Here is a 26049-nt window from a genome sequence, read left to right as displayed (position 1 = left end):
CGGACCACACATCCGTCGGATGAGGTCCGTCATCCGACCGGGTTACTTGAGGGAGCCGTCGGTGAGGCCGGCGGTGATCTGGCGGTGGAAGGCGACGTAGACGGCGAGCATCGGCAAGGTGACGATCGTGAGGGCGGCGAACAGCAGCTGATAGTCGGTCACGTAGCGGCTCGAGAACGCGAGTAGGCCGGTCGGGATCGTCTTCAGATCGTCGTCGCTGACGTAGAGCAACGCCAGGAGGAACTCGTTCCAGGCGTTCAATGCGGAGAAGATCGCCACGGTCGCGAGCCCGGGCTTCAGGAGCGGCACGACGATGAGCCAGAAGATGCGCGTGTCGCTCGCTCCGTCGATGCGGGCCGCCTCGAACAGCTCCGCCGGGATGCTCATCAAGTACACCCGGAGGAGGTACACGGCGAGCGGCAGACCCATCGCCGCATACGGGATCATGAGCGACAGTCGGCCACCCTTCAGGCCGACCTCCTCGAACAAGTAGTTCTGTGCGATGAAGTAGCTGTGGAGTGGGAGCAGGAGCCCGGCGGCGAACAGGCCGAGCAGGAGCTTCGACGCGTTGAAGTCGAAGTAGGTGAGCGCGAACGCCGCCATCGACGCGCAGACGAGGATCGCGAGCACCGACACGGTCGTGACGATCACCGAGTTGAGGGCGTACTTGCCCAGACCGCCGGTGTTCCAGGCCTCGGCCCAGACGCCCCAGTCGATCGACGACGGCAGCGCCAGCGGCGAGTCGAAGATCTGTTGGTTGGTCTTCATGCTCGACATAACCATCCACGCGAACGGCAGCGCGTACACGACGCCGAGGGCGAGCAGGATCGTGCGGTAGAGCCAGCGGCTGGCGATGGCGGTGTTCATGCGAGCGCCTCCTTGCGGGTCGCCCGCTTGCGCCACGTGGTGAGCGCACCGATCAACACCAGAACGGTGCCGGTGATCAGCACGGCCTGAGCGGCGCCGTAGCCGACGTCCTGGTTCCGGAACACGACCCGGACCAGGTACGTCGTGGGGATCTCGGTCGCGTTGTAAGGGCCACCGTTCGTCATCACGTAGAAGAGGTCGAACCCCTGGAACCCGCCCGTGATCGCGAGCAGCACGGCGATGCGGGTCACGTGGCGGATGTTCGGCACCTTGATCCGCCAGAAGATCTGCCACTCGTTGGCGCCGTCGAGGCGCGCGGCCTCGATCATCTCCCCGGAGAGTTGTTGGAACGCGGCATAGAAGATCGCCATGTAGAACCCGGAGAAGACCCAGCCCGACACCACGGTGATCGCGAGCAGAGCGAACCGTGTGTCGCCGAGCCAGACCTGCTGTGCCGAGTCGAGCCCGACGAACCCGAGCGCGGCGTTCAGCAACCCGAAGTCGGGGTTGTAGATGAACTTCCAGACGACCGCCACGACGACCAGCGGCAGCATGACGGGTGCGAAGAAGGCGATTCGATAGATGCCGGGTGCCCCTCGCCGGGCGGTCACCAGCCCGGCGAGGAGCAACCCGACACCGACCTCGACGACGATCGTCAGTCCGATGTAGATCGCGATGTGGACGAACGACGATCGGAAGATGTCGTCATCGAGGGCCCGCCGATAGTTGTCGAGCCCGACGGGGACGATGTCGCCGAAGCCGTCCCATTCGAAGAAGCTCAACACGAACGTCGCGATGATGGGGATCAGCACCGCGAACGTGTAGACGATGAGCGCCGGCAGCAAGAACAGCCACGGTGTGGCCCGGCGCGACGGCCGAATCGAGCGGAAGCCGGCGCTCATCGGGTCAGCCGCCCATCTTGTCGGCTGCGGTGGCCGCGGCGTCGGCGGGCGAGCTCACGCCGCCGAGCACCTCGGCCTGCGCCGAGTACAGAGCGTCGGCGAGCTCGAGGTCGTAACCGACGTCGGGAGGCAGCACGACGGCGGACGCCGACTGCATCATCTCCATCAGGGCGAGCGACCGCGGGTCGATGTCGTCACGGTCGAGCGCACCGGTGGCGAGCGGGGTGCCGCCGGCGTCGACCATCATCGAGGTGTACTCGGGCGACGAGAACAGAGCGAGGAAGTCGATCGCCGTCTCCTTGACCTCCGACTTCTCGTTGACCACGTAGCCGGTGCTCACGGCGATCACCGAGTCCTGCGAGCCGGCTCCGTCGAGCGCCGGGAGGTTGAAGAAGTCGAAGTTCAGGTCGGGTGCTTCCTCGATGGCCCACGACACGAGCCAGCTCCCGATCGGGTGCATGGCGGCGTCGCCACGGAAGAAGAGTTGGGCGCCCTCGTTGTCGTCGATCGCGTTGGCGCTCTCGTTTACGACGCCGGCGTCGGCGAGCTCTCGAACGGCTTCGAGCGATGCCACCACCTCGGGTGAGTCGAGCGGCATCTCACCGCTGAGCACCTGGTCGTACACGTCGGGTCCGGCGACCCGCTCGAACATGTGCGACGTCCAGTTGCCGCCGGGCCACAGATCCTTGTTGCCGAGCGCGATCGGCGTGTAGCCGGCGTCGGCGATCTGGGTGCTGACGTCGATGAACTCGTCCCACGTGGTCGGCACGGACACGCCGACCTCGTCGAAGATGTCGACGTTGTACCACATGACCGTCGTGACGTCGGCGTTGCCGGGAACCATCACCGTCTCACCGTCGATCACCATGCCGTTGAACGCACCTTCCTCGAAGTGCGAGCCGAGCTCGCCGTCGAGCGCTTCGGTGAGGTCGGCGGCGTAGCCCTCCTCGTGGCGCTGGACGAGTCGTGCGCCCGCCCACTCGAAGTAGATGTCGGGAGCGTCGTCGCCGGACAGGAGGTTCGGGAGGCCGATCGTCTGGTACAGATCGTCGTCCTGGAAGTTGAACTCGACGGTGACGTGATCGTTCGCTTCCTCGAAGGCGGCGCCCGCAGCCTCCCAGACCTCGATCTGGGCTTCGCCGGGCGAGCCCATGGCGACGCGGAGGGTGACGTCATCGTCCCCTCCGCCGCAGGCGCTGAGCGCCAGCAGCGACGCGAGCGCCACGCCGCCCGCTGCGAGGCGCCGTGTGGAGGTTCTGGTCGTGCGACCGGGTGCAGGGATGGCAGTCATTCGGTCTTCCTTTCTGGTTCTCATGGGTGAGAGCGGTGGAGTAGGTCGGTGGCGGTCATCGGGACGACGTCGCCGAGGACGCGGTGCCGGTCGTCGACGAACCGGGCGAGCAGCCCGGCGAGCGCCGAGGGGTCGGTCGGTGCGACGAGCTCGGTCGCGATGGCGTCGACGACGTCGGCGCCGAGCGCGTACTTGTCGACCCACGGGCAGATCTGTTCGCGGAGCCGGGTGTTGCCGAAGTCGTCGGAGCGGAGGCGCTCGGCGGCCCGGCGGATGTCGGCTGCGGCAGATCGAACCGACGCGACCGCCCGGTCGGCGTCGCCGTACTCGACGTCGAAGAGCGCGTGCGAGAGCACCTCGCCGAGCTCGACCGGGTCGGGGTCGGACAGGCAACTGGCGCGAACCGCGTCGCAGAATCTGGCCAGTGCCGTGGTGTCCCGTCGATCCCCGCCCGCGACCAGCTCGATCGCCCGCTGCCAGCTGGCCGCGCTGTCGTATCCGTGCGGGTCCCAGAGGTAGTCGGCGATGGTGGCGATCGAGATCTTCGACGCCTCGGCGGCTTCCATCGCGTTGGCGAGCAGTCCGTTGCAGTGGTCACCGAGCGAGGCGTCTCGCCGGTCGAACGCGGCCAGATGGATCTCGTCGGTCATCGCGACGTCGTTGACCGGGTAGTTGTCCCAATACAGCGGCGGTCGGTGGGCGTAGTGGGCGAACGTGACGGCTTCCGCCGTCGTGATCTCCGGCGAACAGATGGCACGCCCCGTCCAGAACACCTCGATCGTCGGATCGAGGCCCCGCCAGAGGTCGGTGGCGTACGGCTCGTCGCCGCGACCGTGGTACTCGGTCGGGCAGATGAGGGTCGTGCCGGCACGCGCTCGCACGTGTCGAGCGACGGCATTGGCGACGGTGCGATGCGCCTCGGCCAGCGATGTGAACCGGTCGACGTCGACCGGGTGCTGCAGCCGCGGCGGGATGTCGTCGAAGAGGACGGCGATCGTCGTGGCGCCGGCGTCGAGCAGACGCTCGATCTTGTCGACGAGGTAGGCGAGGTCGGCGGTCGAGCTGTAGCGCATCGACAATCCGGGGGAGACGCCGACGATCATGTCGACGCCGTGCTCGGCTGCGCAGGCCATGGCGGCCGCCAGCCGCTCGGCCGCTTCACCCTCGTGCGGCTCGCGCCAGCGGGCGCGGAGGAACGGATCGTCCTTCGGCGCGTACATGAACGTGTTCATCCGGCGGCTTGCGACGAACCGGATCATGTCGAGACGCTCTTCGTGGGTCCACGGCGTGCCGTAGAACCCTTCGATCACCCCCCGACGGTTGAAGCCCGGCGTCACGACGCCGTCGGGGCACCGCCGGTCGGCGATGTCGTGAGCGGCCCATCGCACCCCGCGGAGCGTGACGGCGTCGATCGTCCACCGGTCGTCGTCTCGGACGACTCGGTACGACTCCTCGGTCGGGAGCCGATCGGTCAGCAACTCGGCGGCGCCGACCCGGCGAACGGTGACGATCTCGTCGTGTGGCACGCCGATCAGGTCGAACACCCCGGCGACGGCGTCGTGCGACATCGACTCGTCGGCGTGTTCGACCGTGAGCCCGGACCGGCGGGGTGCGTTCACAGTGCCTTCACCCGCCCCCGAAAACGTTCGATGAGCCGCGCGTTGACCTCGTCGCCGCCGGCCACGTTGCTGCTCGTGAACACATCGGGCGGTGCGCCGGCGCCTGCACCGCACTCGGCGGCGGCGATCGCGATCGCATGGACGATCGCGGCGCCGGTGATCGTCGACAGCGGACCCATCCGGATGTCGTCGCCGATCGTCACGGCGGCGTCGCCGACGGGGACGTGGTTGTCGATCACGACGTCGGCGTACGTCGTCAACTGCTCGGTCGCTCGGGTGGCGCCCTCGGCGGCGGTGTGTTTGCGGGACACGATGGCGACGACCGACACACCGGCCGACGCAGCTCGCCGGGCGACGTCGACGACGACGGCATTGCCGCCCGAGTTCGATGCCACGACGAGGACGTCGCCGGAACACATGCCGCTCGCCTCGAACACGTGGGCGCCGCGATCGGGATCACGTTCGGCGTCGGTGCTCTTGCTGGCCGATCGGTGCAGCATCAGGTCGTCGTGGAAGATCGGGTTGACGGCGGCGAGCCCACCGGCCCGGTAGAACATCTCGGCGGCGAGCAGACCCGAGTGGCCGGTTCCGAACGCGTGGACGAGGTGACCATCGGCGATCGCGGTCGCGATCAAGGCGCCGGCGCGCGCGATGGCGTCACCCTCCGAGGCCGCGAGGTCGGCGAGCGTCGTCTCGGCTCGGTCGAGGTAGGAGGCCCAGGCCGGGCCGTCGTCGTTCATGGGTCGATCCGTTCGATGAGGGGTGCGTAGGGGCCCGCACGCCCGGCGATGGCGAGCGCTCCGGTGAGTGACGCGTCGGCGGCGGCGACGTCGAGACGCAGGCCGGGCCGTTCTCGCTCGATGGTCTGGCGCACGACGGCGAGGTAGTCGTCGCGCCCGGTCATCAACCGACCGGTCACCGCGACCTCGTCGGTACCGCTGATGCGCGTCGCCGCCGTGATCGTGATGCCGAGTCGTCGTGCTGCGTCGTCGGCGATGGCGAGCGCCACGGCGTCACCGTCGGCAGCATGATCGAGGACGACGGTCGCGAAGTCGGCGAGGGTGGCGACCGGGCGCTCGTGCTGATGGATCCGGTCGGCCAGGTCGTCGATGCCAGCCCAGCGGGCGGCAGCGGCGTCGAGGAGTGTCGTGGTCGGCCCACGCCCGTCGTTCGCCGCCAATGCGGCTCGGACGCCCCGACTCCCGATCCAGAACGCCCCACCTTCGTCGCCGATGAGGAAGCCGGCGCCGTCGAGGCGGTGCGCCTGCCCGTGCTCGTCGAGCGCCAGACATGCCACGCCGGTTCCGACCGCGAGCGCCACGCCGGCGCGTCCCGTCAACGCACCGGCGTGGGTCGTGACGGCATCGCTCGTGATGCACAGCGACTCGACGTCGCGAGCAGAGCGGAGCGGCGCCGCGAGTCGTGCTCGATCGTCCTGCGTCGTCGGCAGCATCGTGAGCCCGGCCACGACCCCGACAGCTGCGTCCGGCGGAACCGTCGCGTCGACGAGGTCTCGGATGGCCACACCGAGTGCGGCGACCGGGTCGTCGGCGTCGTGGCCGACCCCGTCGACCTCGCCCGAGCGGCACTCGCCGTCGACCGTCGCCCGGGCGCGCACCGTCGACTGGCCGCCGTCGATGCCGACCGCGATCGCGTCGGTCGTCGTCGCTGCGCGGGTCAACGGGACGTCCCGTCGTCGATCGCACCCGCGGTCAGTGTGACGTCGAGGTGGTACCGATCGCCGCTGTAGAGGCACTCGGCCGTCATGAGCGGTCGCCTCCCCGCGTCCAGGTACCGCATGTCGACGAGGAGACACGGGTGCCCTTCGTCGACATCGAGATGGTCGGCGATGTCGGCGGGCGCCCCGACGGCATGGATCGTGCTGGTCGCCTGACCGGGCCGCCGACCGAACCGCTCGACGAGGAGATCGATCAGGGACCCGTCCAGATCGTCGGGACCGAGCGACGGCGCTGACGACCGTGCGATGCACGTCGTCTCGACGGCCATCGGGACGTCGTCGGCGAGGCGCAGTCGTCGGAAGCGGACGACCGATTCTCCCTCGGCGATGCCGAGCGACGCGGCGAGTGTGGCGTCGGCAGGGACCTCTTCGAACGACAACGTCTCCGCCCGGGCGGTGCGCCCGGCGCGCTGCATGTCGGCCGTGAATCCGGAGAGGCCGACCATGCGTGCCTGGGGGCGGGGTGCCACGAAGGTGCCCGATCCGCGTCGACGCTCGAGCAGCCCTTCGTGGGCGAGTGCCTCGATCGCCTTGCGGGCGGTCATCCGGGCGACGCCCCACTCCTCGGCGAGATCGCGCTCGCTCGGAATGCGCGCGCCGACCGCCATGCGCGAGATCAGCTCTCGCAGTTGGAGGACCGCTCGTGCGGCCTTGCCGTCGGTCGACGGTGCCTTCGTCATGGCATTACTGTGTACCACATTGGTCAAGCGCGTCATGCAAAATGGAGCACGTTAGACCTGGTCACAGCATTCTGATCGTTTCAAATTGGTCTATGAACAGTAGGTTTCTGAGATGTTCGAACTGATGGCGGCAGCATCGTCCGATCTGCCGGCGCTCTACCGGGTGGCGCTCGTCACCGGCGACGGTGGCGACGACGCGACCGCTCAGCACGGCGACCCGGATCTGATCGGTCACGTGTTCGTCGGGCCGTACGTCGAGTTGGCGTCGGGCAGGTCGTTCGCCGTCGTCGACGAGCGCGGCATCGCCGGCTACGTCCTCGGTACGCCATCGACGCCGACGTTCCTCGCCGAACGCGAACTCGACTGGTTCGCGCCGCTACGACGGAGGTACGACGTCGTCGACACCGCGTTGCTCACTCCGGCCGACCGCGAGATCCTGGAACTGTTCGATGCGCCGTACCCCGTCGCCGACGAACTGGTCGAGCGGTTCCCGGCTCACCTCCACATCGACCTCCTCGAACGTTGCCGTGGCCGCGGCGTGGGGCGTGCCGCCATGACGCAGATGATGCAGGCGCTCGCCGACGCAGGCGCGCACGGGGTGCACCTCGAAGTCGACCAGCGCAACGAGCGAGCGATCGGTTTCTACCGCTCCCTCGGGTTCGACATCGTCGACACGCTCGACGATTCCCACGTCATGGCACGCACCCTCGAACCCGCAGCCGTCGGATGATGTCAGTCGGATGGGGTCAGACCCCAACCGACGAGCAGCGCATTGGCCACAGCGTCCGTTGGTCGGTTGGGGTCTGACCCCATCCGACCGGGTTTGTGAACGCTGCGTGACAGGGCACCGTCTCCTTTACGGCCTGTCAAGACGATCGCTAGTGTCGCTCCATGGACATCGGGATCGTCCTCCAAACCACACCGCCTGCGAGGCGGGTGATCGACCTGGCCAAGCGTGCCGAAGCCCTCGGCTTCTCACACGTGTGGACGTTCGATTCGCACATCTTGTGGGAGGAGCCGTACGTCATCCACTCCCAGATCCTCGCCGAGACGCGCAACGTGATCGTCGGGCCGATGGTCACCAACCCGGCCACCCGAGACTGGACCGTCACCGCGTCCACGTACGCCACGCTCAACGAGATGTACGGCAACCGAACCGTCTGCGGCATCGGTCGCGGCGACTCGGCGGTGCGTGTCACCAACGGCAAGCCGACCACGCTCGCCACGATGACCGACGCCGTCAACGTGATCCGCGAACTCGCCAACGGCCGCAGCGTCGACTACAAGGGTTCCACCATCACGTTGCCGTGGGCGGAGAAATCGGAGCTCGAGGTCTGGGGCGCCGGCTACGGCCCCAAGGCGCTCAAGATGATCGGTGAGACGTGCGACGGGTTCATCCTCCAGCTCGCCGACACCCAGATCGCCGAGTGGACGATCTCGGCAGTCCGTACCGCAGCGGCTGACGCCGGTCGCGACCCCGACGACATCACGATCTGTGTGGCGGCGCCCGCCTACGTGGGCGACGACATCGAATACATGCGCGACCAGGTGCGCTGGTTCGGTGGCATGGTCGGCAACCACGTCGCTGACATCGTCACGCGCTACGGCGACGAGACCGACGCCGTGCCGCAGGCGCTCACCGACTACATCAAGGGCCGCCAGGGCTACGACTACAACCAGCACGGCCAGGCCGGCAACACCCACGCCGACTTCGTGCCCGACGAGATCGTCGACCGGTTCTGCATCCTCGGGCCGCCGTCGGCGCAGCTCGAGCGCCTCGCCGAACTGCGCGAGCTCGGTGTCGACCAGTTCTCGATCTACCTCCAGCACGACGGCAAGGACCACACCCTCACCGAGTACGGCGAGCGCGTCATCCCGTTCGTCAACGAGACCAAGCTCGCCAAGACGTGACCCGATCTGCGCTCGCCCGAGCGGGAGGCCGGCGGTGATCGCCCGCGGTGCCCGGCGCGCAGCGATGTTCGTGCTCGCGCTGGTGCTCGTCGCGGCGTGGTGGGAGTTCTACAAGTGGATCGGCCCCGAGGACGGCGGCTCGGTCCTCGGCATGAACATCCTCCCCAAGACGTCCGATCGTGCGATGCCGCACACCTGGGACATGGTGTCGAGGCTGTTCGAGAACGAGAGCACCGCCGCCGACTCGCGTCCGCTCTGGGTCGCCGTCGTCGGGTACGCCTGGTACACGTTCCGGCTCGCCCTCGGCGGGCTCATCCTCGGCTCGATCATCGGTGTCGGCCTCGCGATCGTCATGGCCCGGTTCCGGCTCGTCGAGCGGGGTCTGCTGCCGTGGATCATCATGTCGCAGACCGTGCCGCTGATCGCCTTGGCGCCGCAGGTCGTGTCGTGGTCGGGCCGATTCGACCTGTTCGGTTGGGAGTGGCCGCGTTGGGCGTCGGTGTGCGTACTCGCCGCCTTCCTGTCGTTCTTCCCGATCGCCGTCGGCACACTGCGCGGACTCAACTCGCCGCCTGCCGCCGCGCTCGAACTGATGGACAGCTACGCCGCCTCGTGGTGGCAGACGCTCTGGCGGTTGCGGCTGCCGGCCTCGGTGTCGTACCTCATCCCGGCGCTCAAGCTGGGGGCCACGGCGTCGGTGATCGGCGTGATCGTGTCCGAGATCTCGACCGGCATCCCCGGCGGGATCGGGCGAGCGGTCATCTCGTACGGCCAGGCGGCCACGAGTGACCCGGAGAAGTTGTACGGCGCCATCTTCGGCGCCGCCGCGCTCGGGCTGGTGCTCTACGGCCTGGTCGTGTTGATGGAAGTGGTGGTCATGCGAGATCGCCCGCAGGAGGAACTCACGTGACCACATCCGCCGTCGCGGTCAGCAAGGTGTCGAAGGTGTTCAACCCCGGCACGCCCGGGCAGGTCGACGCCCTCGTCGACGTCGATCTCACGATCGCCCCCGGCGAGTTCGTGTCGTTGATCGGCCCGTCGGGTTGCGGCAAGTCGACCCTGCTCCGACTGATCGCCGACCTGCTCGAGCCGAGCGAGGGCGCGATCACGATCAACGGCAAGAACGCCCGCCAGGCCCGACTCGACCAGGACTACGGGATGGCGTTCCAGCAGGCCGGCCTGTTCGAGTGGCGATCGGTCGAGAAGAACATCGAGTTGCCGCTCGAGCTGAAGGGCTGGGACAAGAACCAGCGCCGCGAACGCGCGCACGAGATGCTCGAACTCGTCAAACTCCCGGAATTCGCCCGACACATGCCGTGGCAATTGTCGGGTGGCATGCAGCAACGCATCGCGATCGCTCGAGCACTCGCAGCGTCGCCGTCGCTGCTGCTGATGGACGAACCGTTCGGCGCGCTCGACGAGATGACCCGCGAACACATGCAGGCCGAACTCCTCCGCATCTGCGCCGAGACCCAGACCACCGTCGTGTTCGTGACGCACTCGATCCCCGAAGCCGTGTTCCTGTCCGATCGCGTCGTCGTCATGTCGCCGCGCCCCGGCCGGATCACGCAGACGATCGACGTCGCGCTCGGCGACGACCGCGACGAGGACACGCGCGAAGCAAGTGGCTTCTACGACAAGATCACCGAGGTCCGCGAAGCCCTGCGCGGCATCGAGCAACCGGTGATGGGCGGGGTCGACGACCGATGAACGGCCGTCACGCCGTCGCCACGGTCGCCTGGCCGTTGCTGTTCGGTGCGATCTTCCTCGCGCTCTGGGAGGCCGTCGTCCAGATCTTCGACCTGAAGCCGTACTTCCTGCCGTCGCCGTCGGCGATCTTCGAAGCGTTCGTCGACAACATCGGCGTCATCTGGGACGCCACCGTGTACTCCGGCACCAACGCACTGATCGGGCTCGTCGCCGGCACCCTGCTCGGCGTGGCCGTCGCCTTCCTGCTCGTGCGGTTCCAGTTCATGACCGAGCTGGTGACGCCGATGGCCGTCGCGCTCAACGCGATCCCGATCGTCGTGCTCGTCACCGTCTTCCTCAACATGTACGGCGCCACGAGCGACATCCCGCGTCGGCTGATGGTGACCTTGATCGTGTTCTTCATCGTGCTCGTCAACGTGGCGAAGGGACTGCGGCAGGTGCAGCCCACCCATCTCGAGCTGATGCGTTCGTACGCGGCGTCGCCCTCGGCGGTCCTGATGAAGGCCCGCATCCCGAACGCCGTGCCGTATCTGTTCACGGCGCTCAAGATCGCGGCACCGGCGTCGGTCATCACGGCGTTCGTCGCCGAGTACTTCGGCGGACGAGACATCGGGCTCGGCCGTCGGATCCCATCCAACTTCGCGAACTCCAGGAACGCAGTCGCGTGGGCCTATGTGCTCGGCGCCTGCCTGTTGGGCCTGCTGTTCTACCTGATCTCCATGGCGATGGAGTCAACAACCAGACACCGACGGGGCGAAGCCCCTGGGGGAGGAGCATGACATGAGAACACGGAACCGATCAGTACGGACGGCGCTCGCCGGCGTCGTCGCACTGTCGCTGGTCGCCGCTGCGTGCGGTGACGACGACGACACGGCCGACGACATCGAGGACGCCGTCGACGACGCGGTCGACGAGGCCGAGGACGCCGCCGACGATGCGGTGGACGAAGCCGAAGACGCCGTCGACGAGGCCGAGGACGCCGCCGAGGACGCGGTGGACGAGGCCGAGGACGCGATGGACGACGCCGACGACGACATGGCCGACGGCATCGAGTGCGAGACGCCCGACGAGGTCAGCCTGCAGCTGCAGTGGTTCGTCCAGGCACAGTTCGCCGGCTACTACGCAGCGATCGACCAGGGCTACTACGACGCGGCGTGTCTCGACGTGACCATCGTCGAAGGTGGCGTCGACATCGTCCCGCAGACCCAGCTCGCCAACGGCGACGTCGACTTCGCCCTCGCGTGGGTGCCCAAGGCCCTCGCCAGCCGTGAAGCCGGAGCGAACATCGTGAACGTCGCTCAGATCTACCAGCGCTCCGGCACCCTGCAGGTGTCGTTCGCCGACTCGGGCATCGAGTCGCCGGCCGACTTCGCCGGCAAGAAGATCGGCAACTGGGGCTTCGGCAACGAGTACGAGGTGTTCGCAGCGCTCGGCCAGGAGGGGCTCGACCCCGCCTCCGACGTCGAACTCGTCGGGCAGAACTTCGACATGGTCGCCCTCCTCGACGGGGAGATCGACGCTGCCGAGGCAATGACCTACAACGAGTACGCACAGGTGCTGGAGGCCGTGAACCCCGACACCGGTGAGCTGTACCAGCCGGAGGACTTCAACGTCATCTCGTACGAAGAGGTCGGCGTCGGGATGTTGCAGGACGCGATCTGGGCCAGCGGCGACCGTCTCGCCGACGACCCCGAGTACGTCGACATCACCACCCGATTCGTCGCCGCCTCGATCGGCGGTTGGCTGTACTGCCGCGACAACGTGCAGGAATGCGCCGACATCGTGCTGGCCGCCGGCCCCACCCTGGGTGCCAGCCACCAGCTCTGGCAGATGAACGAGGTCAACAAGCTCATCTGGCCGTCCGACAACGGTCCCGGCATCGTCGATCCGGCGGCGTGGGATCGCACCGTCGAGATCGCGCTGAACACGCCGAACCTCGAAGGAGCGACGGTGCTCACCGAGGAGCCGTCGGACGACGCGTACCGCACCGACATCGCGACCGAGGCGCTCGAACTCCTCGCCGAGCTGGGCATCCCGGTCGCCGTGACCGGTGAGGTGTACCAGCCGATCGAGGTCACCCTGAACGAGGGCGGCGCCTGACGAGACCGGCACCTCGTCACCATCCCGCGGTGACGTGAACGGAAGACAGCGGCAGGGTCGGGGACTTCCGGCCCTGCCGCTGTCCCGCCCGGGCACCGTAGGTTGGCCGGATGCGCCGCAGCACGATCGTCGTTCCCTCGTTCGTCGCCCTCTCCGTGGGAGTGATGGGAATGACGGCCTGCGGCGGCAGCGACGACGAGACCGTGTCGTCGACCGTGACGCCGGTGATCGCGACGCTGCCGACCGTGCAGCTCCCCGAGTCGTTCCCCGACGACGTGCCGATGCCGGCGGGTATCGAGCTCGACGAGGCGAACGAGCTGACCGGCGGGCAGGCGACGATCTTCGACATCACCGGGTGGAACGCCGGTGACCCGGTTCCGCTCGGCGAGGCGTATCTCGCCGAGCTGCGCGACCTCGGCTACGAGATCACCAGCCGCGCCGACTCGACCGAGAACATCCTGTTCACCGTCGAAGGCCCGGAGTGGTTCGTCAGCGCCGGCTTCTACCCCGACGCCATGCGCGAACGCGGCACCGCCATCGGCCTCACCGTCGGCCCCGTCGACTCCGCCAATGCGTGAACAAGCACCCAAGGCGTTCACGCCTTCGGCGATCAGTCGTCGATCAGTCGTCGATCAGTCGTCGACGTAGGCGAGGGCCGAGCGCAGGTTCATGGGGCGGCGCGGCACGGGCGAGCTGGTGACGATGTTCGTGACCGTGGCGCCATGGCCGGTCACGAGTTCGAGCAACTCCTCCAGATGGGCGGTCGAGCGGACCCGTGCCCGGATCACGTGCGACTCCGACCCGGTCACCCGGTTCGCCTCGATGATCTCGGGGATCGCCGTCATGACGTCGTCGATCGTCGCACGGTCGAGGTTCGTCGCGTTCAGGCGGATGATGCACAGGATCGGGAACCCGATCGCCTCGTAGTCGACCATCGCCCGGTAGCCGGTGATCACACCCGACTCCTCCAGCTTGCGGATGCGTTCGGCGACCGCCGGTGGCGACAGGCCGATCCGTTCACCCAGTTCTCGATACGACAACCGCCCGTCGTGCTGCAGCAGGTCGAGCAGGTCGCGGTTGATCTCGTCGAGGTGGATCACACCCGTACTGTACTTTCCAAAGCAAATGCTCGGAATGACTTTGGAAACCATGGGCACATCGCCCGAAACGGCCGAAGTTCCGAACGTTGACGGATTGTACATTCGGGCCGATTTCCCTAGCGTTGAACACGTGAACGCACAGCAGACCCTCGCATTCCGGGAGCTCCTGGCGGCGTGGAATCGCCGTGAGGATGCTCGCAGCCAGAGCAACTTCCGCGCCCTCGCATCGGCCCGCGCCGACCTCGAGGACGCACGGACCAAGCTCCACCTCACCCTCGATCGCTGACCACAGCGATTCAACGCTCGGCCACCGTCGCCGAGCGTGCAGACGACCACACGGGCCGGGTTTCCGACGGACCGCTCTCCGCAGCGCTCCCGAGGATCGCCCGGCCCGGTCCAATTCCCGCCGCAGCATCTCCGGCTTTGCCGTGACGAGCTCGGCGTGGTCGACTGGTCGGCGATGGACTTCGAGCAACCCGACGACTTCGCCGTCATCCGCACCGAGGTGCGGCGGCTGTGCGACAAGTACGGCAACGAGTACTGGCGCGGGCTCGAACCCGACCGCTACCCGGAGGAGTTCGTCGCCGATCTGACCCGCCACGGCTGGCTCGCCGCGCTCATCCCCGAGCAATACGGCGGTGGTGGGCTCAGCCTCGCCGGCGCCTCGGTCATCCTCGAAGAGATCGCCGCCAGCGGTGGCAACCCCTCGGCCTGCCACGCGCAGATGTACGTGATGGGCACCCTGCTCCGCCACGGCTCCGACGAGCAGAAAGAGCACTACCTCCCGCAGGTCGCCGACGGCCGCAAACGACTCCAGGCGTTCGGCGTCACCGAGCCGGCCGCCGGTTCGGAGACGACGCGCATCACCACCCGTGCCGAACGCGACGGCGACGTGTACCGCATCAACGGGCAGAAGATCTGGACGTCGCGAGCGCTCTACTCCGACCTGATGATCCTGCTGGCGCGCACGACGCCGATCGACGAGGTCGAGCACCGCCTCGACGGGCTGTCGGTCTTCATCGTCGAGATGCGCGATGACTCGGGCGAACTGATCCCCGGGCTTCGCATCGATCCGATCGACACGTGGATGAACCACAACACGACCCAGGTGTTCTTCGACGACGTCGAGATCCCGGCGTCGTCGCTGATCGGTGTCGAGGGGAACGGGTTCCGCCAGATCCTCGATGGCATGAACGCCGAACGGATCCTGATCGCCGCCGAGTGCATCGGCGACGGCACCTTCTTCCTCGAGCGTGCGTCGCAGTACGCGAACGAACGGGAGGTGTTCGGGCGACCGATCGGCCAGAACCAGGGCGTGGCGTTCCCCCTCGCCAAGGCGTACGCCCAGTTGCAGGCCGCCGACCTGATGCGATGGAAGGCGGCGTCACTGTTCGACGCCGGCAAGAGCTGCGGCGCCGAGGCGAACATGTCGAAGCTGCTCGCGAGCGAGGCATCGTGGGCGGCGGGGAACGCTGCGCTCGACGCCCATGGTGGGTACGGGTTCGCCGCCGAGTACGACATCGAACGCAAGCTGCGTGAGACCCGGCTCTACCAAGTCGCCCCGATCAACAACAATCTCGTCCTCGCCTTCGTCGCCGAAAAGTGTCTCGGCCTCCCGAAGAGCTACTAGTCGGTTGAGGTCAGACCCCAACCGACGAGCCCGTCGAGGGTGCGAGGCGACTGGCGGTCGGTTGGGGTCTGACCTCAACCGACGGTGGCAGCAATGACGGCGCCGTTGGCGGGGGTGGTGATCGTTGCGGTGGAGCAGGCGATCGCTGCGCCGTTGGCGACGCGGCACCTGGCCGACCTCGGAGCGACCGTGATCAAGGTCGAACACCCCGACGGCGGCGACTTCGCCCGCCACTACGACGACAACACCGCCGGCCAGTCGACCTACTTCGTCTGGGCGAACCGCGGCAAGCAGAGCGTCGTCGTCGACCTGAAGACCGACGCCGGCCGTGACCGCCTCGACGCCCTCATCGCCGGCGCCGACGTGTTCGTCCAGAACCTCTCCGCCGGTGCCGCCGAACGAGCAGGCCTGCTCGCCCACCAACTCCTCGACCGGCACCCGACGATCGTCGCCTGCGACATCTCCGGCTACGGGCTCGACGGGCCACGGGCCGACGACAAGGCCTACGACCTCGCGATCCAGTCCGAAGCCGGCGCGGTGATGCTCACCGGCTCGCCCGACGAGCCGTCCAAGGTCGGCATCTCGATCGCCGACATCTCCGCCGCCATGTACGCCCTCAGCTCGATCCTCGCTGCGCTGTACCGGCGCGACCGCACCGGCGAGGGCGCGGCGATCTCGCTGTCGATGCTCGAGTGCCTCACCGAGTGGACGTCGCCGCAGGTCCTGACCGCCGCGGCGACCGGTGAGGCTCCGGCCCGCTCGCCGCGACGGCACCCGATGATCGCTCCCTACGGCATGTTCGAACTCGCCGACGGCGCGACGGTGCTGATCGCCGTGCAGTCCGACCGGGAGTGGCGGGCGATGGCCGAGGGCGTCCTCGCCCGGCCCGAACTCGGCAACGACCCGCGCTTCGCGGGCAACCGTGACCGAATCGCCAACGTCGACGAACTCGAGTCGATCATCAGCGGAGCGCTGGCAGCGATCGGCGCCGACGAGGCGAGGGACCGTCTGCGAGCGTCGCGCATCACCGTCGCCGACGTCCGCGACCCGCTCGACGTCTGGCACCACGTACAACACGCGGCGCGGCAGCGCAAGGTCGACGTCACCACCGAGACCGGTACCGCTCAGGTGTTCAGAGCCCCGTTCAACATCAGCGGCCACACCGACGAAGGCGGCCACGTCCCCGCCCTCGACGAACACGCCTGATCAACCTCGCGATGCACCCCGATCGTCGGTCGGCGTCGGATCGGATGGCTACGACTCGTCGAACCAGGGCTCGCCCGTCGTCTCGGTCCAACCGACGGGGTCGGCGAGGATGGCGTCGATGCCCCGCTCGTCGGTCAGGTTGTGAGCTCCCCGTCCGCCTCCGCGGACCGTGATCGTCTCCAGCTCCGGCAGTGCCCAGGTCTCGGCGAACGGTGCGTCGTCGATCGGGGTCCCGGGCGCAGGAAGGTAGCGGAACCAGCCCGGTTGCCTCGGACGCTTCACCCGCCGCCAGAGGTGCCGGAAGTCGCCCCGGACGACGCCTCCGACGCTGCGGTCGATCTGCTCGAGCACGTCATCGGATCCGCTGTCGCATGCGTCGCAACCACAGTCGGGAATCATCTCGACCGTGGCCGCCGGGTCGCCGGCTCCGATCGTCACCCCGGTGTCGAGGAGCCCTTCGATTCGGCTGCGGGCGAACACGATGGGCAGGGCACCGGAGCGCGTCGGCACCAGGCGGTCGGTTCGCTGCAGATCGGTGCCTGGCGGATCGATCCAGTCGGTGGTGACGTCGCGCTCCATGGTGGCGAGACCGGCCGCCACGAGAGCGTCGGCCCACGCGTCGACGCGTGCCCCGATGATCCGCCACTTCGCCGGATCGAGCACCCGCGAGTACTCCTCGTCCAACGGCATCCGGTCGGGGTGCGGATCGTCCCACTGCCGCAGCCCGCGCGCGGTCACGGCGAACGCCGCGTCGACCTCGACGAGCAGCTCAGCGAACCGATCCATGCGATCAGCTTGCTCCTTCGCCCGAGGGCGCGCGCTGCCGGTTTCGTCAGGTGATGGCGCGCATGGCGCGGCGGATGGTGTTGACTGCGGCGGCCGGGGCGCGATCGATCAGCTTCAGGAGCCGCTCGGCTGGGACGGAGCGGACATGGTCGACGGCGTAGACCGTGTCGTCGACCACGACCCGCCAGGGATCGAGGACGTCGTCGGGCGAACCGTGCTGCTCGGGTATGACGACGGCGCGACCGGCGAGTCGGTTGAAGCGGGCCGGGGAGATCACCAGGACCCGACGTCGCCGGTCCTCGTTCAGGTCTGCGTCGTAGACGTCACCGACGTCCATCACTCGATGCTGTCGAACGCTGCGTCGATCTCGGCTTCGCGTGCGCGTCGCTGTGCCTGCTCGTCGTCGGACAACGTCGCTCTCCACGCTGCCGCACGTTCGGCCTGAGCCCAGAACTCGCGTTCCTCGAGGGCGTCCAACGCCTCAATGATGGTGTCCTCGAGCGTCGCCCGGCCGAACGCCTTGATGCGATCGCGGGTCTCCGTGCTGACCTTGACCGTGGTCGCCATACCCGGAGTATACCGGAGGGCGCGGAGCCGGTGAGGCGTGGCGGTCAGCCGGCGAGGCCGGTGAGGACACCTTCGAGGCTCTCGAGGCCGGCGGCCAGGGAGTCGGTGAGGTTCTTCAGTTCGGTTTCGCCGACGTCGATGGCGATCGGCACGTCGAGCTGGACGGGGAACTCGTCCTGGATCGGCACCGTCTCGTCGATCGGGATGTCGACGACGAGATCGATCGGTACGACCACGTCGACCGGCACGTTGACGTCGACGGGGATCCCGCCGAGCGGCGTGTCGATGGTGATGGTGGTGTCGATCTCCTCGTTGATCGGGATCTCGGTCACGATCGGCACCTCGACGGTGCGGCTGATGACGACCTCGGTGTCGATCGGGATGACCTCGTCGATGTTGACGTCGAACGAGATGGTCGACTCGCCGAAGTCACGCAGGCCGGTGATCGCCTCGGCGACGCCCGCCTCGATCTCGGGTGAGAGCTCGGCCAGCTGATCGACGAACCCCTCGACCTGCGACGCGTACAGCGCGGCGCCGGCTTCGACCCGGTCGAGATCGGCACGCAGCTCCTCGACCTCGGCCGACGACGCACCACCGTTCGCCATCACGGTCGCCAGCTCCGTGCGGGCGGCTTCGGCGTCGCTCTCGGCCGACGCCACGCGGCCGAACAGCAGCCCGATCACGACGAACGCACCGACGAGCAGCGCGGCGAGGATGCCGATCATCAGGTTGGTGCGCCGCGTCAGTTCGGCGATCGCCGCGGTGTTGGCCTCGCTGGCGGCGGGCACCGGTTCGGGCAGCGCGGCCGGACCGATGTCGGTCATGGGCGTGGTGTCGTGATGGTCGGTCACGGCGTGGCTCCTTCGCTCGAGTGATGGTGAGAAGAATGGTCGTCAGGATGCGTGGCGGCACGGTTGCGCCGCATGAAGAAGGTGGCGAGAAGGCCGGCGCCGAGCACGACGGCGGCCGCAGTGAACGTCTCGGCGATCGCCTGGGCGGTGAGGGTCTCCTGAGCGGCGACGACGGCGTCCTCGAATCCGGGATCGGTGATCGGCGGCAGCTCGATCGTCGAGCGCAGGCTCTCGAAACGGGAGAGGCCCCACGCGGTCAGCGCCGACAGGCCGACGCTCAAGCCGAGCAGGCGCACGACCATCACCACCGACGCGGCGGCGCCGCGCTGGTCGGGTGGTGCGGCGTCGACGACGGCGCTCGTCGTGGGTGCGACGGTGAGGCCGAATCCACCGCCGAGGAGGGCGAGTTGCACGGCGAAGATCGGGTAGCTGGTGTCGGCGGTCCACGTGGCACCCATCCACGCATACGCCGCCGTCGACATCGCGACGCCGAGCAGTACCGGCGGCTGATACCACCACCGCTCGGTGATGCGTCCGCCGACGTAGGAGGTGATCGCCATGGCGGCGGTGAGCGCCGAGAGGATCCACCCCGAGTAGACGGCGGCCCGCTCGAGATCGAGTTCGACCGAGTTGATGAACAGCGGCACGTCGACCATCGCGATGACGAGGCCGGCGCCGACGACGAAGTTGACGCCGAGCGCGATCAGCAGGTTGCGACCCTGGAAGATGCGAGGGTCGAACAGCGGGTGCTTCGAGTACGACTGCTGGACGATGAACAAGCCGGTCGCGAGCGTGGCGACGGGGTAGAGCCACCACAGGTCGGGGCCGCTGCCACCGGTGAGTTCGTCGAGTCCGTTGACGCTCTGGATCTCGGCACCGCCGAGCAGCGCGAGGTTGAGGCTGACGAGCGCGATCGTGAGCAGGGTGGCGCCGACCCAGTCGATGCGGGCTCCGTGCTCGGGCTTGTCCTGTCCGGCGAGGGCCCACCACGACACGGCCAGGCCGCCGATCGCCATCGGGATGTTGAGCCAGAACTGCCACTCCCACGACAGGAACCGCACGAGCATGGCGCCGTACAACGGACCCCACACCCAACCGAGCGTCTCGATCGCGCCGAGTGTGCCGAGCGCTCGGGCTCGCTTGCCCTCCTCGTAGACGTCGCCGACGACGGCCAACGCGACCGGCACCATGGCGCCACCGCCGATCGCGGTGAGGATGCGACCGAGCAGGAACCAGCGGAACGGTTCATCGAACTGGATCGACAACGGGATCAGGATCGTGCCGACGAGGAACAGCAAGTAGGCACCGACGAAGGTGCGCCGACGACCGAGCACGTCGCTGACGCGTCCGGCGATCGGCATCACGGCGACGAAGGCGATCAGGTAGGCGTTCACGATCCAGGCGGCGTCGTCGAGGCCGTCGGGCAGGACGAGGCCGAGGTCGCCGATGATCGGGCGCAGCATCGTCGAGACGACGGTGAGGTCGTCGGCCGCGACGAAGACGCTGAAGCCGACGACGGCCAGGATCGCGCCCGGCGACGGTCGGCGCCCGGTGCCGGTGTCGGGGCGTTCGTCGACGGCGGTCATGCTCCGGCCTCCGTGCGCACGTTGGCGGGTGGGCGGATCGTGAACGACTCGCCGTAGCGATCGAGTTCGAGTTCCCACTGCGACTTGGCACCGTCGATCGTGGTCTCGAACTCGAGGCGGGTCACCAGGAACGTGCCCGGATGGATCCAGAGATCGACGGGCACGTCCTGCCCGTCGACGAGGCCGACCGTGATGTTCTCGACCTCACTCGCCGGGGCGACACCGCGCACGTGGTAGCGCTCGCCGCCTCGGTCGTCGATGCCGACGAGCTCGACGTCGCGAAGGTTGGCGAGCAGCGGCTGCCAACCGTCCTCGGGATCGAAGAAGCGGGACGGGTCGATGTCGAAGCCGGGAGGGAGCGTCTCGAAGTCGCCGGTGACCGGGTTCGAGATCCACACCTCGTCGTCGATCGCGACGGCGCCGATCTCGGTCGTCAGGTTGCCGTCGACGGTGACCGTGAGCTGGGCTCGGGCCCGCGTCGGCACGGTGAACTGCCCGATCAGCGAGTCGAGGGCGAGTGACTCGAACTCGTCGATGTAGATCGGGGCTCCGTCGCGATCGAGTCGGAACTCGACGCTGGTGACGGCACCCATCGCCTCGGCCGATGCTGCGACCACCTCGGTCACGTCGGCATCGCGGTCGGCGACCGCACCGTCGTCGAGATCGACGACCTCGGCGGTTTCGTCGGCGGTGTCGATCTCGGCGTCGGCGAACACGGCCGGTTCCGACGACTTGAACGCGAACGCGATCACGCCGACGAGCGCGGTCGCTGCAGCGACGAGCATCAGCTCGGCGAACAGCACCGGGCCGTCCGGCCGTCGTCGGGTGGTCATGCGATGGTCCTCCTGCACTGCACCCGCCCTCGGAGCACAGAACATGGGTACAACCGGGTGCCCCCGTCACCTATTCCGATCCGCCGTTTCACCTCCGGAGCATGCCCGCTCGACGCCGTTCGGACACCTGGTCGGGGCCGGCGAGCCTCAGAGCGGGTTCAGCGACATGAGCGACATGGGGTCCTATCCGGCCCCTAGCGGGCCATGGCGTAGAACTCGTCGTTGGGGCGGATGCCGGCGAAGTTGGCGTAGCGGTTGGAGAGCGCGAACAGGGACGTGATGGCACCGATGTCCCAGATCTCGTCGTCGGTGAAGCCCTTGTCGCGCATGTCGGCGAGGTCGTCGTCGGTGATGTCGGCGGAGTCGTTCGCCACCATCAGAGCGAAGTCGACGATGTGGCGCTCACGGTCGGTCAGGTCGGCCTTCACCGGGTTGGTCGCGACCTGGTCGGCGATCAACGGGTTCTTCGCCCGGATCCGCAGGATCGCGCCGTGCGACACGACGCAGTAGAGGCACTGGTTCTCCGCCGAGGTGGCGACGACGATCATCTCCCGTTCGGCCTTGGAGAGCCCCTCGTCGCTCTCCATCAGGGCGTCGTGGAAGGCGAAGAAGGCTCGGAACTCGGCCGGGCGACGCGCGAACGCGAGGAAGACGTTGGGCACGAAACCGGCCTTCATCTGCACGCCGAGGATCGTGTCGCGGATGTCGTCGGGGAGATCGTCGAGGTCGGGAACGTCGAAGCGGGAGATCGGGTGCTCGCTCATGCCACGAGCTTCGCGCCGATCAGTCGGCGGCGAAGCGTCGGAGCACCACCCAGAAGCCGGTGCCGGCGTGGGCGCTGCACCCCGCCCAGTCGCCCGGCAGCGCCTCGGCGACGTCGCCGGGCGGCAGGTGGATCGGCGTCTGGTCGCCGAGAGTGTTGATCCACACGACGGCACCGTCGGGCCGGAGGATCCGGTCGACCTCGCCGGGGAACAGCAGCATGTTGATCATGAGCACCACGTCGGCGGTGTCGTCGGCGAGAGGCAGCTGGGAGGAGTCTGCTTGCACCCGGGGCACCCGGTCGGGGGCGTGGGCGAGCATCTGGAACGAGAGGTCGAACGAGATGTGCTCGTCGACTCGACCGTCGAGCGCCCGACAACCGGCCCCGGTGCCCGATCCGAGTTCGATCCACCGGCCCGACGTCGGCACACCACCCCGATCGATCGCATCGAGGAGCGGCGCGGCCTTCAGGGGGTCGACGTGATCGGTGCTCCACGACGGGGCGAGGTCGTCGAACACCTGGGCGACCCGGGCCGCGTCCTGGTCGGTCCACGGATCGCCGAACGCCGTCGCTCGGGTGAGGAGGCGCATCGGGTGGTCGGGGCCGGCGAACGGCTGGGGACGTGTGTAATCCGCGTGGCGGCCGAGTTCGACGATCCCCGCGTTCGTCATGGCCCGGAGTCTTGCACGGAAACGTGCGCTCACAACGAACCGTCAGGGGCGGTTCGTGATCGCGAACGAGACGGCGGCGGCGTTGCCGACGTTCAGCGAGTCGACGTCGGAGCGGATCGGCAGGCGCACCCGACGCGTCGTCGAGGCCATGGTCCGTCGTTCGAGCCCGGGACCTTCGGCGCCGAGCACGATGGCGAGGCGATCGGGGACGTCGAGGCTCCAGATGTCGACGGCGTCGTCGGCCGGTGTCATCGCCCACGTCTCGAAGCCGGCGTCGTGCATCGCGTCGAGCGCCGCACCCGGCCACATCGCCGCGTCGACCCGACACGACGGCAGGAACAGGATCTCGCCCATGCTGACTCGCACGGTGCGGCGGGTGTACGGGTCGATGCAGGTGGGGTCGAGCACGAACGCGTCGACGCCGAGGGCGCGTGCGCTGCGGGCGATCGCCCCGAGGTTCTCGGGGTCGTTGAGCCCCTCGAGGACGGCGACCCGTCGCGAGGTGGCGAGCACGTGGGCGAGGTCGGGGAGCGGCCGGCGGTCGGCGGCGGCGATGGCGCCGCGGTGGAGGTCGAAACCGACGATGTGGCGCAGCAGTGCCTTGTCGACGACGTATGTCGGGGCGTCGAGCGGATCGAGGAGATCGGCCAGACGCTCGTACTTCTGTTCCGAGACCAGCACGCTGCGCACCCGGTGGTCGGACGCCAGCAGTCGCTCGATCGACGTCGGGCCCTCGGCGATGAAGAACTCGTCGCCCTCGATGCGGCGTCGCGCTGCGGCGTCGCGCAGCTCGCGGTAGTCGGCGAGTCGCGGATCGGCGGCGTCGGCGATGCGTTCCATCGGGCCGTAGTCTGGCGGGTGGGTGGACGAACTGGTGTTCGTTCTGTACGATCGAACACGTGTTCTATCAAGGGTCGCTGTTCGGGACGTTGGCGCCCGAGGTCGACGCCTCGTTCGCCGAGGCGCAGCGGCTGGCGCTCGACCACACCACCTGGGTCGAGCTGGTCCCGGGCTGGCTGCGCGGCGCCGACGACGTGTTCGACGAACTCACCACCACCCTCCCGTTCCGACAGCGCACGGGCGTGCGGATGTACGACTCGATCGTCGCCGAACCGCGCCTCACCGCCTGGTGGCGGGTCGAACACGGCACGCCCGAGCCACTCCCACTGCTCCACGACATCCGGCTCATGCTCGCCGAGCGCTACGCCGAACCGTTCGACTCGATCGGGTTCAACCTCTACCGCGACGGCAACGACTCCGTCGCCTGGCACGGCGACCGCCACCGCCACGTGGTGAACAACCCCGTCATCGCGATCCTGAGCGTCGGCGCACCGCGCCCGTTGCGGCTCCGCCCCCGAGGCGGCGGTCAGTCGCTCAGCTGGAGCCTCGGCAACGGCGACCTGTTCGTGATGGGCGGCGCCTGCCAGCACACCTGGGAGCACACCGTCCCCAAGGTCCGCCTCACCACCGGCCCCCGACTCAGCATCACCTTCCGCTCCGCCTGACCGACGGTCGACCACAAGGGGTCAGGCACCTTCTGGTCTCACACGGTCCGGCGAGCGTCGAGCATGCCGCCCACAAGGGGTCAGGCACCTTCTGGTCTCACACGGTTTGGCGAGCGTCGAGCATGCCGCCCACAAGGGGTCAGGCACCTTCTGGTCTCACACGGTTTGGCGAGCGTCGAGCATGCCGCCCACAAGGGGTCAGGCACCTTCTGGTCTCGCACGGTTTGGCGAGCGTCGAGCATGCCGCCCGCAAGGGGTCAGGCATCTTCTGGTCTCGCACGGTTTGGTGAGCGTCGAGCATGCCGCCCGCAAGGGGTCAGGCATCTTCTGGTCTCGCACGGTTTGGTGAGCGTCGAGCATGCCGCCCGCAAGGGGTCAGGCATCTTCTGGTCTCGCACGGTTTGGTGAGCGTCGAGCATGCCGCCCGCAAGGGGTCAGGCATCTTCTGGTCTCGCACGGTTTGGTGAGCGTCGAGCATGCCGCCCGCAAGGGGTCAGGCATCTTCTGGTCTCGCACGGTTTGGTGAGCGTCGAGCATGCCGCCCGCAAGGGGTCAGGCATCTTCTGGTCTCGCACGGTTTGGCGAGCGTCGAGCATGCCGCCCGCAAGGGGTCAGGCATCTTCTGGTCTCGCACGGTTTGGCGAGCGTCGAGCATGCCGCCCAGAAGGTGCCTGACCCCTTGTGGTCAGTGGCCGAGGGTGCTGAGGGCGGCGACGGCGGCGCCTCGGCAGCCGGCCATGTCGAGGTCGGTCACCTCGAGCACCTCGGCGACGTCGCGCTGCTCGGCCCGCAGGTTGGTGTGCCGGCGCACCTGGTCGAGGAACCAGTCCCGGAAGTGCGGTTCGGCCTCGAGCACGCCACCGCCGATGAAGTACACGTCGGGGTCGAACACGTTCGCGACGATGGTGAACAACCGCCCGATCGCCATCGCCTGCTGCTCGAAGATCGTCAGCGCCATCTCGTCGCCGCGCTCGCCGAACCCGCGCACGGCCTTGGCGGCGTCGGCGATGTCGAGCTGGTTCAGTTCGTGATCGGGATACTGGGTCAGCCAGTAGGGCAGCAGGTTGTTCCGGATGCCGGTGAGTGACGCAAAGCTCTCGGCGTCGCCGACGAAGCCGCAGTTGCAGACCGGCACCGGCTGCCCCTCGCGCAGGATCCCGTCGGTCGGGATGTGGACGTGTCCGAGCTCGCCCGCCATGCCGGCGGCGCCCTTGATCATGTGGCCCTCGTGGATCAGGCCGCCGCCGAGGCCGGTGCCGACGATCGCAGCAGCCGACGACCGGTCGGCGGCGACCGCACCGAAGTGGCGGTGGTGCGCGTACAGCGCCGCCGCGTTGGTGTCGTTCGAGTAGACGACCGGCAGTTCGAGGATCTTCTCGAGCGCGCTCCGGAAGTCGAATCCCCACCACTCGCGATGTGCGAAGTTCGTGGCGCCCCGCGACGACAGCACGCCGTCGGCCGACGCCGGACCGGGGCTGTCGAAACCGACGCCGAGCACCTGGTCACGAGAGATGCCGGCGGTCGTGAGCGCCGCCTCGAACGCATCCTTCAGCGCGCCGAGTGCCGCGCCCGGACCCTCGGTGACTCGACTCGGGAGCTCGATGAGCTCGTCGACCAGATAGTTGCCCGAGCGATCCATGACGGTGAACTTGTTCGCCGTGCCGCCGTTGTCGAGCCCGACGATGTAGTCGAGGGTCATCGTTCGGTCGCCGGGGGAGTGGGGGTTCGGTTCG

29 protein-coding genes are annotated in these 26049 nt (G+C 68.2%); 11 read left to right on the top strand and 18 right to left on the bottom strand.

Translation table 11 applies throughout. The features are described from left to right. Positions 1-42: 42 nt before the first annotated feature. Genes BDK89_RS19855 through BDK89_RS19825 form a run of 7 tightly spaced genes read right to left on the bottom strand, consistent with a single transcriptional unit; the run spans position 43 to position 7097 of the window. Positions 43-867: a carbohydrate ABC transporter permease gene (locus BDK89_RS19855; RefSeq protein WP_133870610.1), complete on the bottom strand. Its 825-nt coding sequence runs from the start codon at positions 865-867 to the stop codon at positions 43-45. Next, positions 864-1769: a carbohydrate ABC transporter permease gene (locus BDK89_RS19850; protein WP_133870609.1), complete on the bottom strand. Its 906-nt coding sequence runs from the start codon at positions 1767-1769 to the stop codon at positions 864-866. Before BDK89_RS19850 ends, BDK89_RS19855 begins: the two co-directional genes overlap by 4 nt. Before the next feature lie 4 nt (positions 1770-1773). After that, positions 1774-3060, bottom strand: a complete 1287-nt coding sequence (locus BDK89_RS19845) for an ABC transporter substrate-binding protein (protein WP_133870608.1) — start codon at positions 3058-3060, stop codon at positions 1774-1776. Positions 3061-3080: 20 nt separating this feature from the next. Next, positions 3081-4679, bottom strand: coding sequence for a protein O-GlcNAcase (locus BDK89_RS19840; RefSeq protein WP_133870607.1), 1599 nt, complete (start codon positions 4677-4679; stop codon positions 3081-3083). After that, positions 4676-5419: a sugar isomerase domain-containing protein gene (locus tag BDK89_RS19835; RefSeq protein ID WP_133870606.1), complete on the bottom strand. Its 744-nt coding sequence runs from the start codon at positions 5417-5419 to the stop codon at positions 4676-4678. The genes BDK89_RS19840 and BDK89_RS19835 overlap by 4 nt, the downstream gene beginning before the upstream one ends. Next, positions 5416-6360, bottom strand: a complete 945-nt coding sequence (locus BDK89_RS19830) for an N-acetylglucosamine kinase (RefSeq protein ID WP_166657716.1) — start codon at positions 6358-6360, stop codon at positions 5416-5418. Before BDK89_RS19830 ends, BDK89_RS19835 begins: the two co-directional genes overlap by 4 nt. Next, complete coding sequence (locus BDK89_RS19825) at positions 6357-7097, bottom strand: GntR family transcriptional regulator (RefSeq protein WP_166657715.1); 741 nt, start codon at positions 7095-7097, stop codon at positions 6357-6359. Before BDK89_RS19825 ends, BDK89_RS19830 begins: the two co-directional genes overlap by 4 nt. A 112-nt stretch (positions 7098-7209) precedes the next feature. Here BDK89_RS19825 and BDK89_RS19820 point away from each other — a divergent pair, with 112 nt between their 5' ends. The 7 genes from BDK89_RS19820 (at position 7210) to BDK89_RS19790 (ending at position 13396) form a co-directional block, all read left to right on the top strand. Beyond that, complete coding sequence (locus tag BDK89_RS19820) at positions 7210-7827, top strand: GNAT family N-acetyltransferase (protein WP_133870603.1); 618 nt, start codon at positions 7210-7212, stop codon at positions 7825-7827. Between the two features lie 161 nt (positions 7828-7988). After that, positions 7989-9008, top strand: coding sequence for a TIGR03842 family LLM class F420-dependent oxidoreductase (locus BDK89_RS19815; protein WP_133870602.1), 1020 nt, complete (start codon positions 7989-7991; stop codon positions 9006-9008). A gap of 34 nt (positions 9009-9042) precedes the next feature. After that, a complete protein-coding gene (locus tag BDK89_RS19810; protein ID WP_208294140.1) occupies positions 9043-9918 on the top strand; it encodes an ABC transporter permease in 876 nt (291 codons plus the stop codon). Then, complete coding sequence (locus BDK89_RS19805; RefSeq protein ID WP_133870601.1) at positions 9915-10718, top strand: ABC transporter ATP-binding protein; 804 nt, start codon at positions 9915-9917, stop codon at positions 10716-10718. Before BDK89_RS19810 ends, BDK89_RS19805 begins: the two co-directional genes overlap by 4 nt. Next, positions 10715-11497: an ABC transporter permease gene (locus tag BDK89_RS19800; protein ID WP_133870600.1), complete on the top strand. Its 783-nt coding sequence runs from the start codon at positions 10715-10717 to the stop codon at positions 11495-11497. Before BDK89_RS19805 ends, BDK89_RS19800 begins: the two co-directional genes overlap by 4 nt. Before the next feature lies 1 nt (position 11498). Continuing rightward, positions 11499-12818 carry an ABC transporter substrate-binding protein gene (locus BDK89_RS19795; protein ID WP_133870599.1) on the top strand — a complete coding sequence of 440 codons (1320 nt, stop codon included), beginning with the start codon at positions 11499-11501 and terminating at the stop codon, positions 12816-12818. A gap of 110 nt (positions 12819-12928) precedes the next feature. After that, on the top strand, positions 12929-13396 hold the full coding sequence (locus tag BDK89_RS19790; RefSeq protein WP_133870598.1) for a hypothetical protein: 468 nt from the start codon (positions 12929-12931) through the stop codon (positions 13394-13396). A gap of 54 nt (positions 13397-13450) precedes the next feature. Here BDK89_RS19790 and BDK89_RS21915 read toward each other — a convergent pair whose 3' ends face one another. Beyond that, positions 13451-13918, bottom strand: coding sequence for an Lrp/AsnC family transcriptional regulator (locus BDK89_RS21915; RefSeq protein ID WP_166657714.1), 468 nt, complete (start codon positions 13916-13918; stop codon positions 13451-13453). 130 nt (positions 13919-14048) lie between these two features. Here BDK89_RS21915 and BDK89_RS21910 point away from each other — a divergent pair, with 130 nt between their 5' ends. The 3 genes from BDK89_RS21910 (at position 14049) to BDK89_RS19775 (ending at position 16754) form a co-directional block, all read left to right on the top strand. Next, positions 14049-14204 (top strand): hypothetical protein, encoded by a 156-nt coding sequence (locus BDK89_RS21910; RefSeq protein WP_166657713.1) that lies wholly within the window; start codon positions 14049-14051, stop codon positions 14202-14204. Positions 14205-14378: 174 nt separating this feature from the next. After that, positions 14379-15548, top strand: coding sequence for an acyl-CoA dehydrogenase family protein (locus BDK89_RS19780; RefSeq protein WP_133871179.1), 1170 nt, complete (start codon positions 14379-14381; stop codon positions 15546-15548). A 93-nt stretch (positions 15549-15641) separates the two neighbouring features. Next, complete coding sequence (locus tag BDK89_RS19775) at positions 15642-16754, top strand: CaiB/BaiF CoA transferase family protein (RefSeq protein ID WP_133870596.1); 1113 nt, start codon at positions 15642-15644, stop codon at positions 16752-16754. A gap of 48 nt (positions 16755-16802) precedes the next feature. Here BDK89_RS19775 and BDK89_RS19770 read toward each other — a convergent pair whose 3' ends face one another. The 9 genes from BDK89_RS19770 to BDK89_RS19730 form a co-directional block, all read right to left on the bottom strand. Beyond that, entirely contained in the window at positions 16803-17540 is a 738-nt protein-coding gene (locus BDK89_RS19770) for a DUF6226 family protein (RefSeq protein WP_133870595.1), read from the bottom strand. A gap of 46 nt (positions 17541-17586) precedes the next feature. Next, positions 17587-17877: a type II toxin-antitoxin system PemK/MazF family toxin gene (locus tag BDK89_RS19765; RefSeq protein WP_133870594.1), complete on the bottom strand. Its 291-nt coding sequence runs from the start codon at positions 17875-17877 to the stop codon at positions 17587-17589. Next, entirely contained in the window at positions 17877-18107 is a 231-nt protein-coding gene (locus BDK89_RS19760; protein ID WP_133870593.1) for a hypothetical protein, read from the bottom strand. Before BDK89_RS19760 ends, BDK89_RS19765 begins: the two co-directional genes overlap by 1 nt. A 44-nt stretch (positions 18108-18151) precedes the next feature. Further along, a complete protein-coding gene (locus BDK89_RS19755; protein WP_133870592.1) occupies positions 18152-18958 on the bottom strand; it encodes a hypothetical protein in 807 nt (268 codons plus the stop codon). Next, positions 18955-20544, bottom strand: a complete 1590-nt coding sequence (locus tag BDK89_RS19750; RefSeq protein WP_133870591.1) for an MFS transporter — start codon at positions 20542-20544, stop codon at positions 18955-18957. The genes BDK89_RS19755 and BDK89_RS19750 overlap by 4 nt, the downstream gene beginning before the upstream one ends. Then, entirely contained in the window at positions 20541-21377 is an 837-nt protein-coding gene (locus tag BDK89_RS19745) for an LppX_LprAFG lipoprotein (RefSeq protein ID WP_166657712.1), read from the bottom strand. Before BDK89_RS19745 ends, BDK89_RS19750 begins: the two co-directional genes overlap by 4 nt. 194 nt (positions 21378-21571) lie before the next feature. After that, positions 21572-22141 (bottom strand): peroxidase-related enzyme, encoded by a 570-nt coding sequence (locus BDK89_RS19740; RefSeq protein WP_133870589.1) that lies wholly within the window; start codon positions 22139-22141, stop codon positions 21572-21574. A gap of 19 nt (positions 22142-22160) precedes the next feature. Then, on the bottom strand, positions 22161-22811 hold the full coding sequence (locus tag BDK89_RS19735; protein ID WP_133870588.1) for a class I SAM-dependent methyltransferase: 651 nt from the start codon (positions 22809-22811) through the stop codon (positions 22161-22163). Between the two features lie 42 nt (positions 22812-22853). Further along, positions 22854-23651, bottom strand: a complete 798-nt coding sequence (locus BDK89_RS19730) for a TrmH family RNA methyltransferase (RefSeq protein WP_133870587.1) — start codon at positions 23649-23651, stop codon at positions 22854-22856. A 59-nt stretch (positions 23652-23710) separates the two neighbouring features. On the opposite strand from BDK89_RS19730, the gene BDK89_RS19725 reads away from it, so the two are divergent. Continuing rightward, positions 23711-24316, top strand: coding sequence for an alpha-ketoglutarate-dependent dioxygenase AlkB family protein (locus tag BDK89_RS19725; protein WP_208294138.1), 606 nt, complete (start codon positions 23711-23713; stop codon positions 24314-24316). Positions 24317-25001: 685 nt separating this feature from the next. On the opposite strand, the gene BDK89_RS19720 is transcribed toward BDK89_RS19725, so the two are convergent. Beyond that, the gene (locus BDK89_RS19720) at positions 25002-26015 is read right to left on the bottom strand and encodes an ROK family protein (protein ID WP_133870585.1); all 1014 of its coding nucleotides are present in this window, start codon (positions 26013-26015) and stop codon (positions 25002-25004) included. Positions 26016-26049: the final 34 nt, after the last annotated feature.

The organism is Ilumatobacter fluminis, assembly GCF_004364865.1.
Lineage (GTDB): Bacteria > Actinomycetota > Acidimicrobiia > Acidimicrobiales > Ilumatobacteraceae > Ilumatobacter > Ilumatobacter fluminis.
Note: the sequence above shows the minus strand (reverse complement) of the source record. Positions and strands in the feature narration are given on the sequence as shown.

What these genes read in the sequence shown, in the direction of transcription:
- BDK89_RS19770 (WP_133870595.1), bottom strand. Translation starts at nt 17,540, where the DNA reads ATGGATCGGTTCGCTGAGCTGCTCGTCGAGGTCGACGCGGCGTTCGCC.
- BDK89_RS19850 (WP_133870609.1), bottom strand. Translation starts at nt 1,769, where the DNA reads ATGAGCGCCGGCTTCCGCTCGATTCGGCCGTCGCGCCGGGCCACACCG.
- BDK89_RS19740 (WP_133870589.1), bottom strand. Translation starts at nt 22,141, where the DNA reads ATGAGCGAGCACCCGATCTCCCGCTTCGACGTTCCCGACCTCGACGAT.
- BDK89_RS19765 (WP_133870594.1), bottom strand. Translation starts at nt 17,877, where the DNA reads ATGGACGTCGGTGACGTCTACGACGCAGACCTGAACGAGGACCGGCGA.
- BDK89_RS19735 (WP_133870588.1), bottom strand. Translation starts at nt 22,811, where the DNA reads ATGACGAACGCGGGGATCGTCGAACTCGGCCGCCACGCGGATTACACA.
- BDK89_RS19855 (WP_133870610.1), bottom strand. Translation starts at nt 867, where the DNA reads ATGAACACCGCCATCGCCAGCCGCTGGCTCTACCGCACGATCCTGCTC.
- BDK89_RS19720 (WP_133870585.1), bottom strand. Translation starts at nt 26,015, where the DNA reads ATGACCCTCGACTACATCGTCGGGCTCGACAACGGCGGCACGGCGAAC.
- BDK89_RS19835 (WP_133870606.1), bottom strand. Translation starts at nt 5,419, where the DNA reads ATGAACGACGACGGCCCGGCCTGGGCCTCCTACCTCGACCGAGCCGAG.
- BDK89_RS19795 (WP_133870599.1), top strand. Translation starts at nt 11,499, where the DNA reads ATGAGAACACGGAACCGATCAGTACGGACGGCGCTCGCCGGCGTCGTC.
- BDK89_RS19790 (WP_133870598.1), top strand. Translation starts at nt 12,929, where the DNA reads ATGCGCCGCAGCACGATCGTCGTTCCCTCGTTCGTCGCCCTCTCCGTG.
- BDK89_RS19780 (WP_133871179.1), top strand. Translation starts at nt 14,379, where the DNA reads ATGGACTTCGAGCAACCCGACGACTTCGCCGTCATCCGCACCGAGGTG.
- BDK89_RS19825 (WP_166657715.1), bottom strand. Translation starts at nt 7,097, where the DNA reads ATGACGAAGGCACCGTCGACCGACGGCAAGGCCGCACGAGCGGTCCTC.
- BDK89_RS19815 (WP_133870602.1), top strand. Translation starts at nt 7,989, where the DNA reads ATGGACATCGGGATCGTCCTCCAAACCACACCGCCTGCGAGGCGGGTG.
- BDK89_RS19775 (WP_133870596.1), top strand. Translation starts at nt 15,642, where the DNA reads ATGACGGCGCCGTTGGCGGGGGTGGTGATCGTTGCGGTGGAGCAGGCG.
- BDK89_RS19745 (WP_166657712.1), bottom strand. Translation starts at nt 21,377, where the DNA reads ATGACCACCCGACGACGGCCGGACGGCCCGGTGCTGTTCGCCGAGCTG.
- BDK89_RS19730 (WP_133870587.1), bottom strand. Translation starts at nt 23,651, where the DNA reads ATGGAACGCATCGCCGACGCCGCCGATCCGCGACTCGCCGACTACCGC.
- BDK89_RS19750 (WP_133870591.1), bottom strand. Translation starts at nt 20,544, where the DNA reads ATGACCGCCGTCGACGAACGCCCCGACACCGGCACCGGGCGCCGACCG.
- BDK89_RS19800 (WP_133870600.1), top strand. Translation starts at nt 10,715, where the DNA reads ATGAACGGCCGTCACGCCGTCGCCACGGTCGCCTGGCCGTTGCTGTTC.
- BDK89_RS19845 (WP_133870608.1), bottom strand. Translation starts at nt 3,060, where the DNA reads ATGACTGCCATCCCTGCACCCGGTCGCACGACCAGAACCTCCACACGG.
- BDK89_RS19760 (WP_133870593.1), bottom strand. Translation starts at nt 18,107, where the DNA reads ATGGCGACCACGGTCAAGGTCAGCACGGAGACCCGCGATCGCATCAAG.
- BDK89_RS19820 (WP_133870603.1), top strand. Translation starts at nt 7,210, where the DNA reads ATGTTCGAACTGATGGCGGCAGCATCGTCCGATCTGCCGGCGCTCTAC.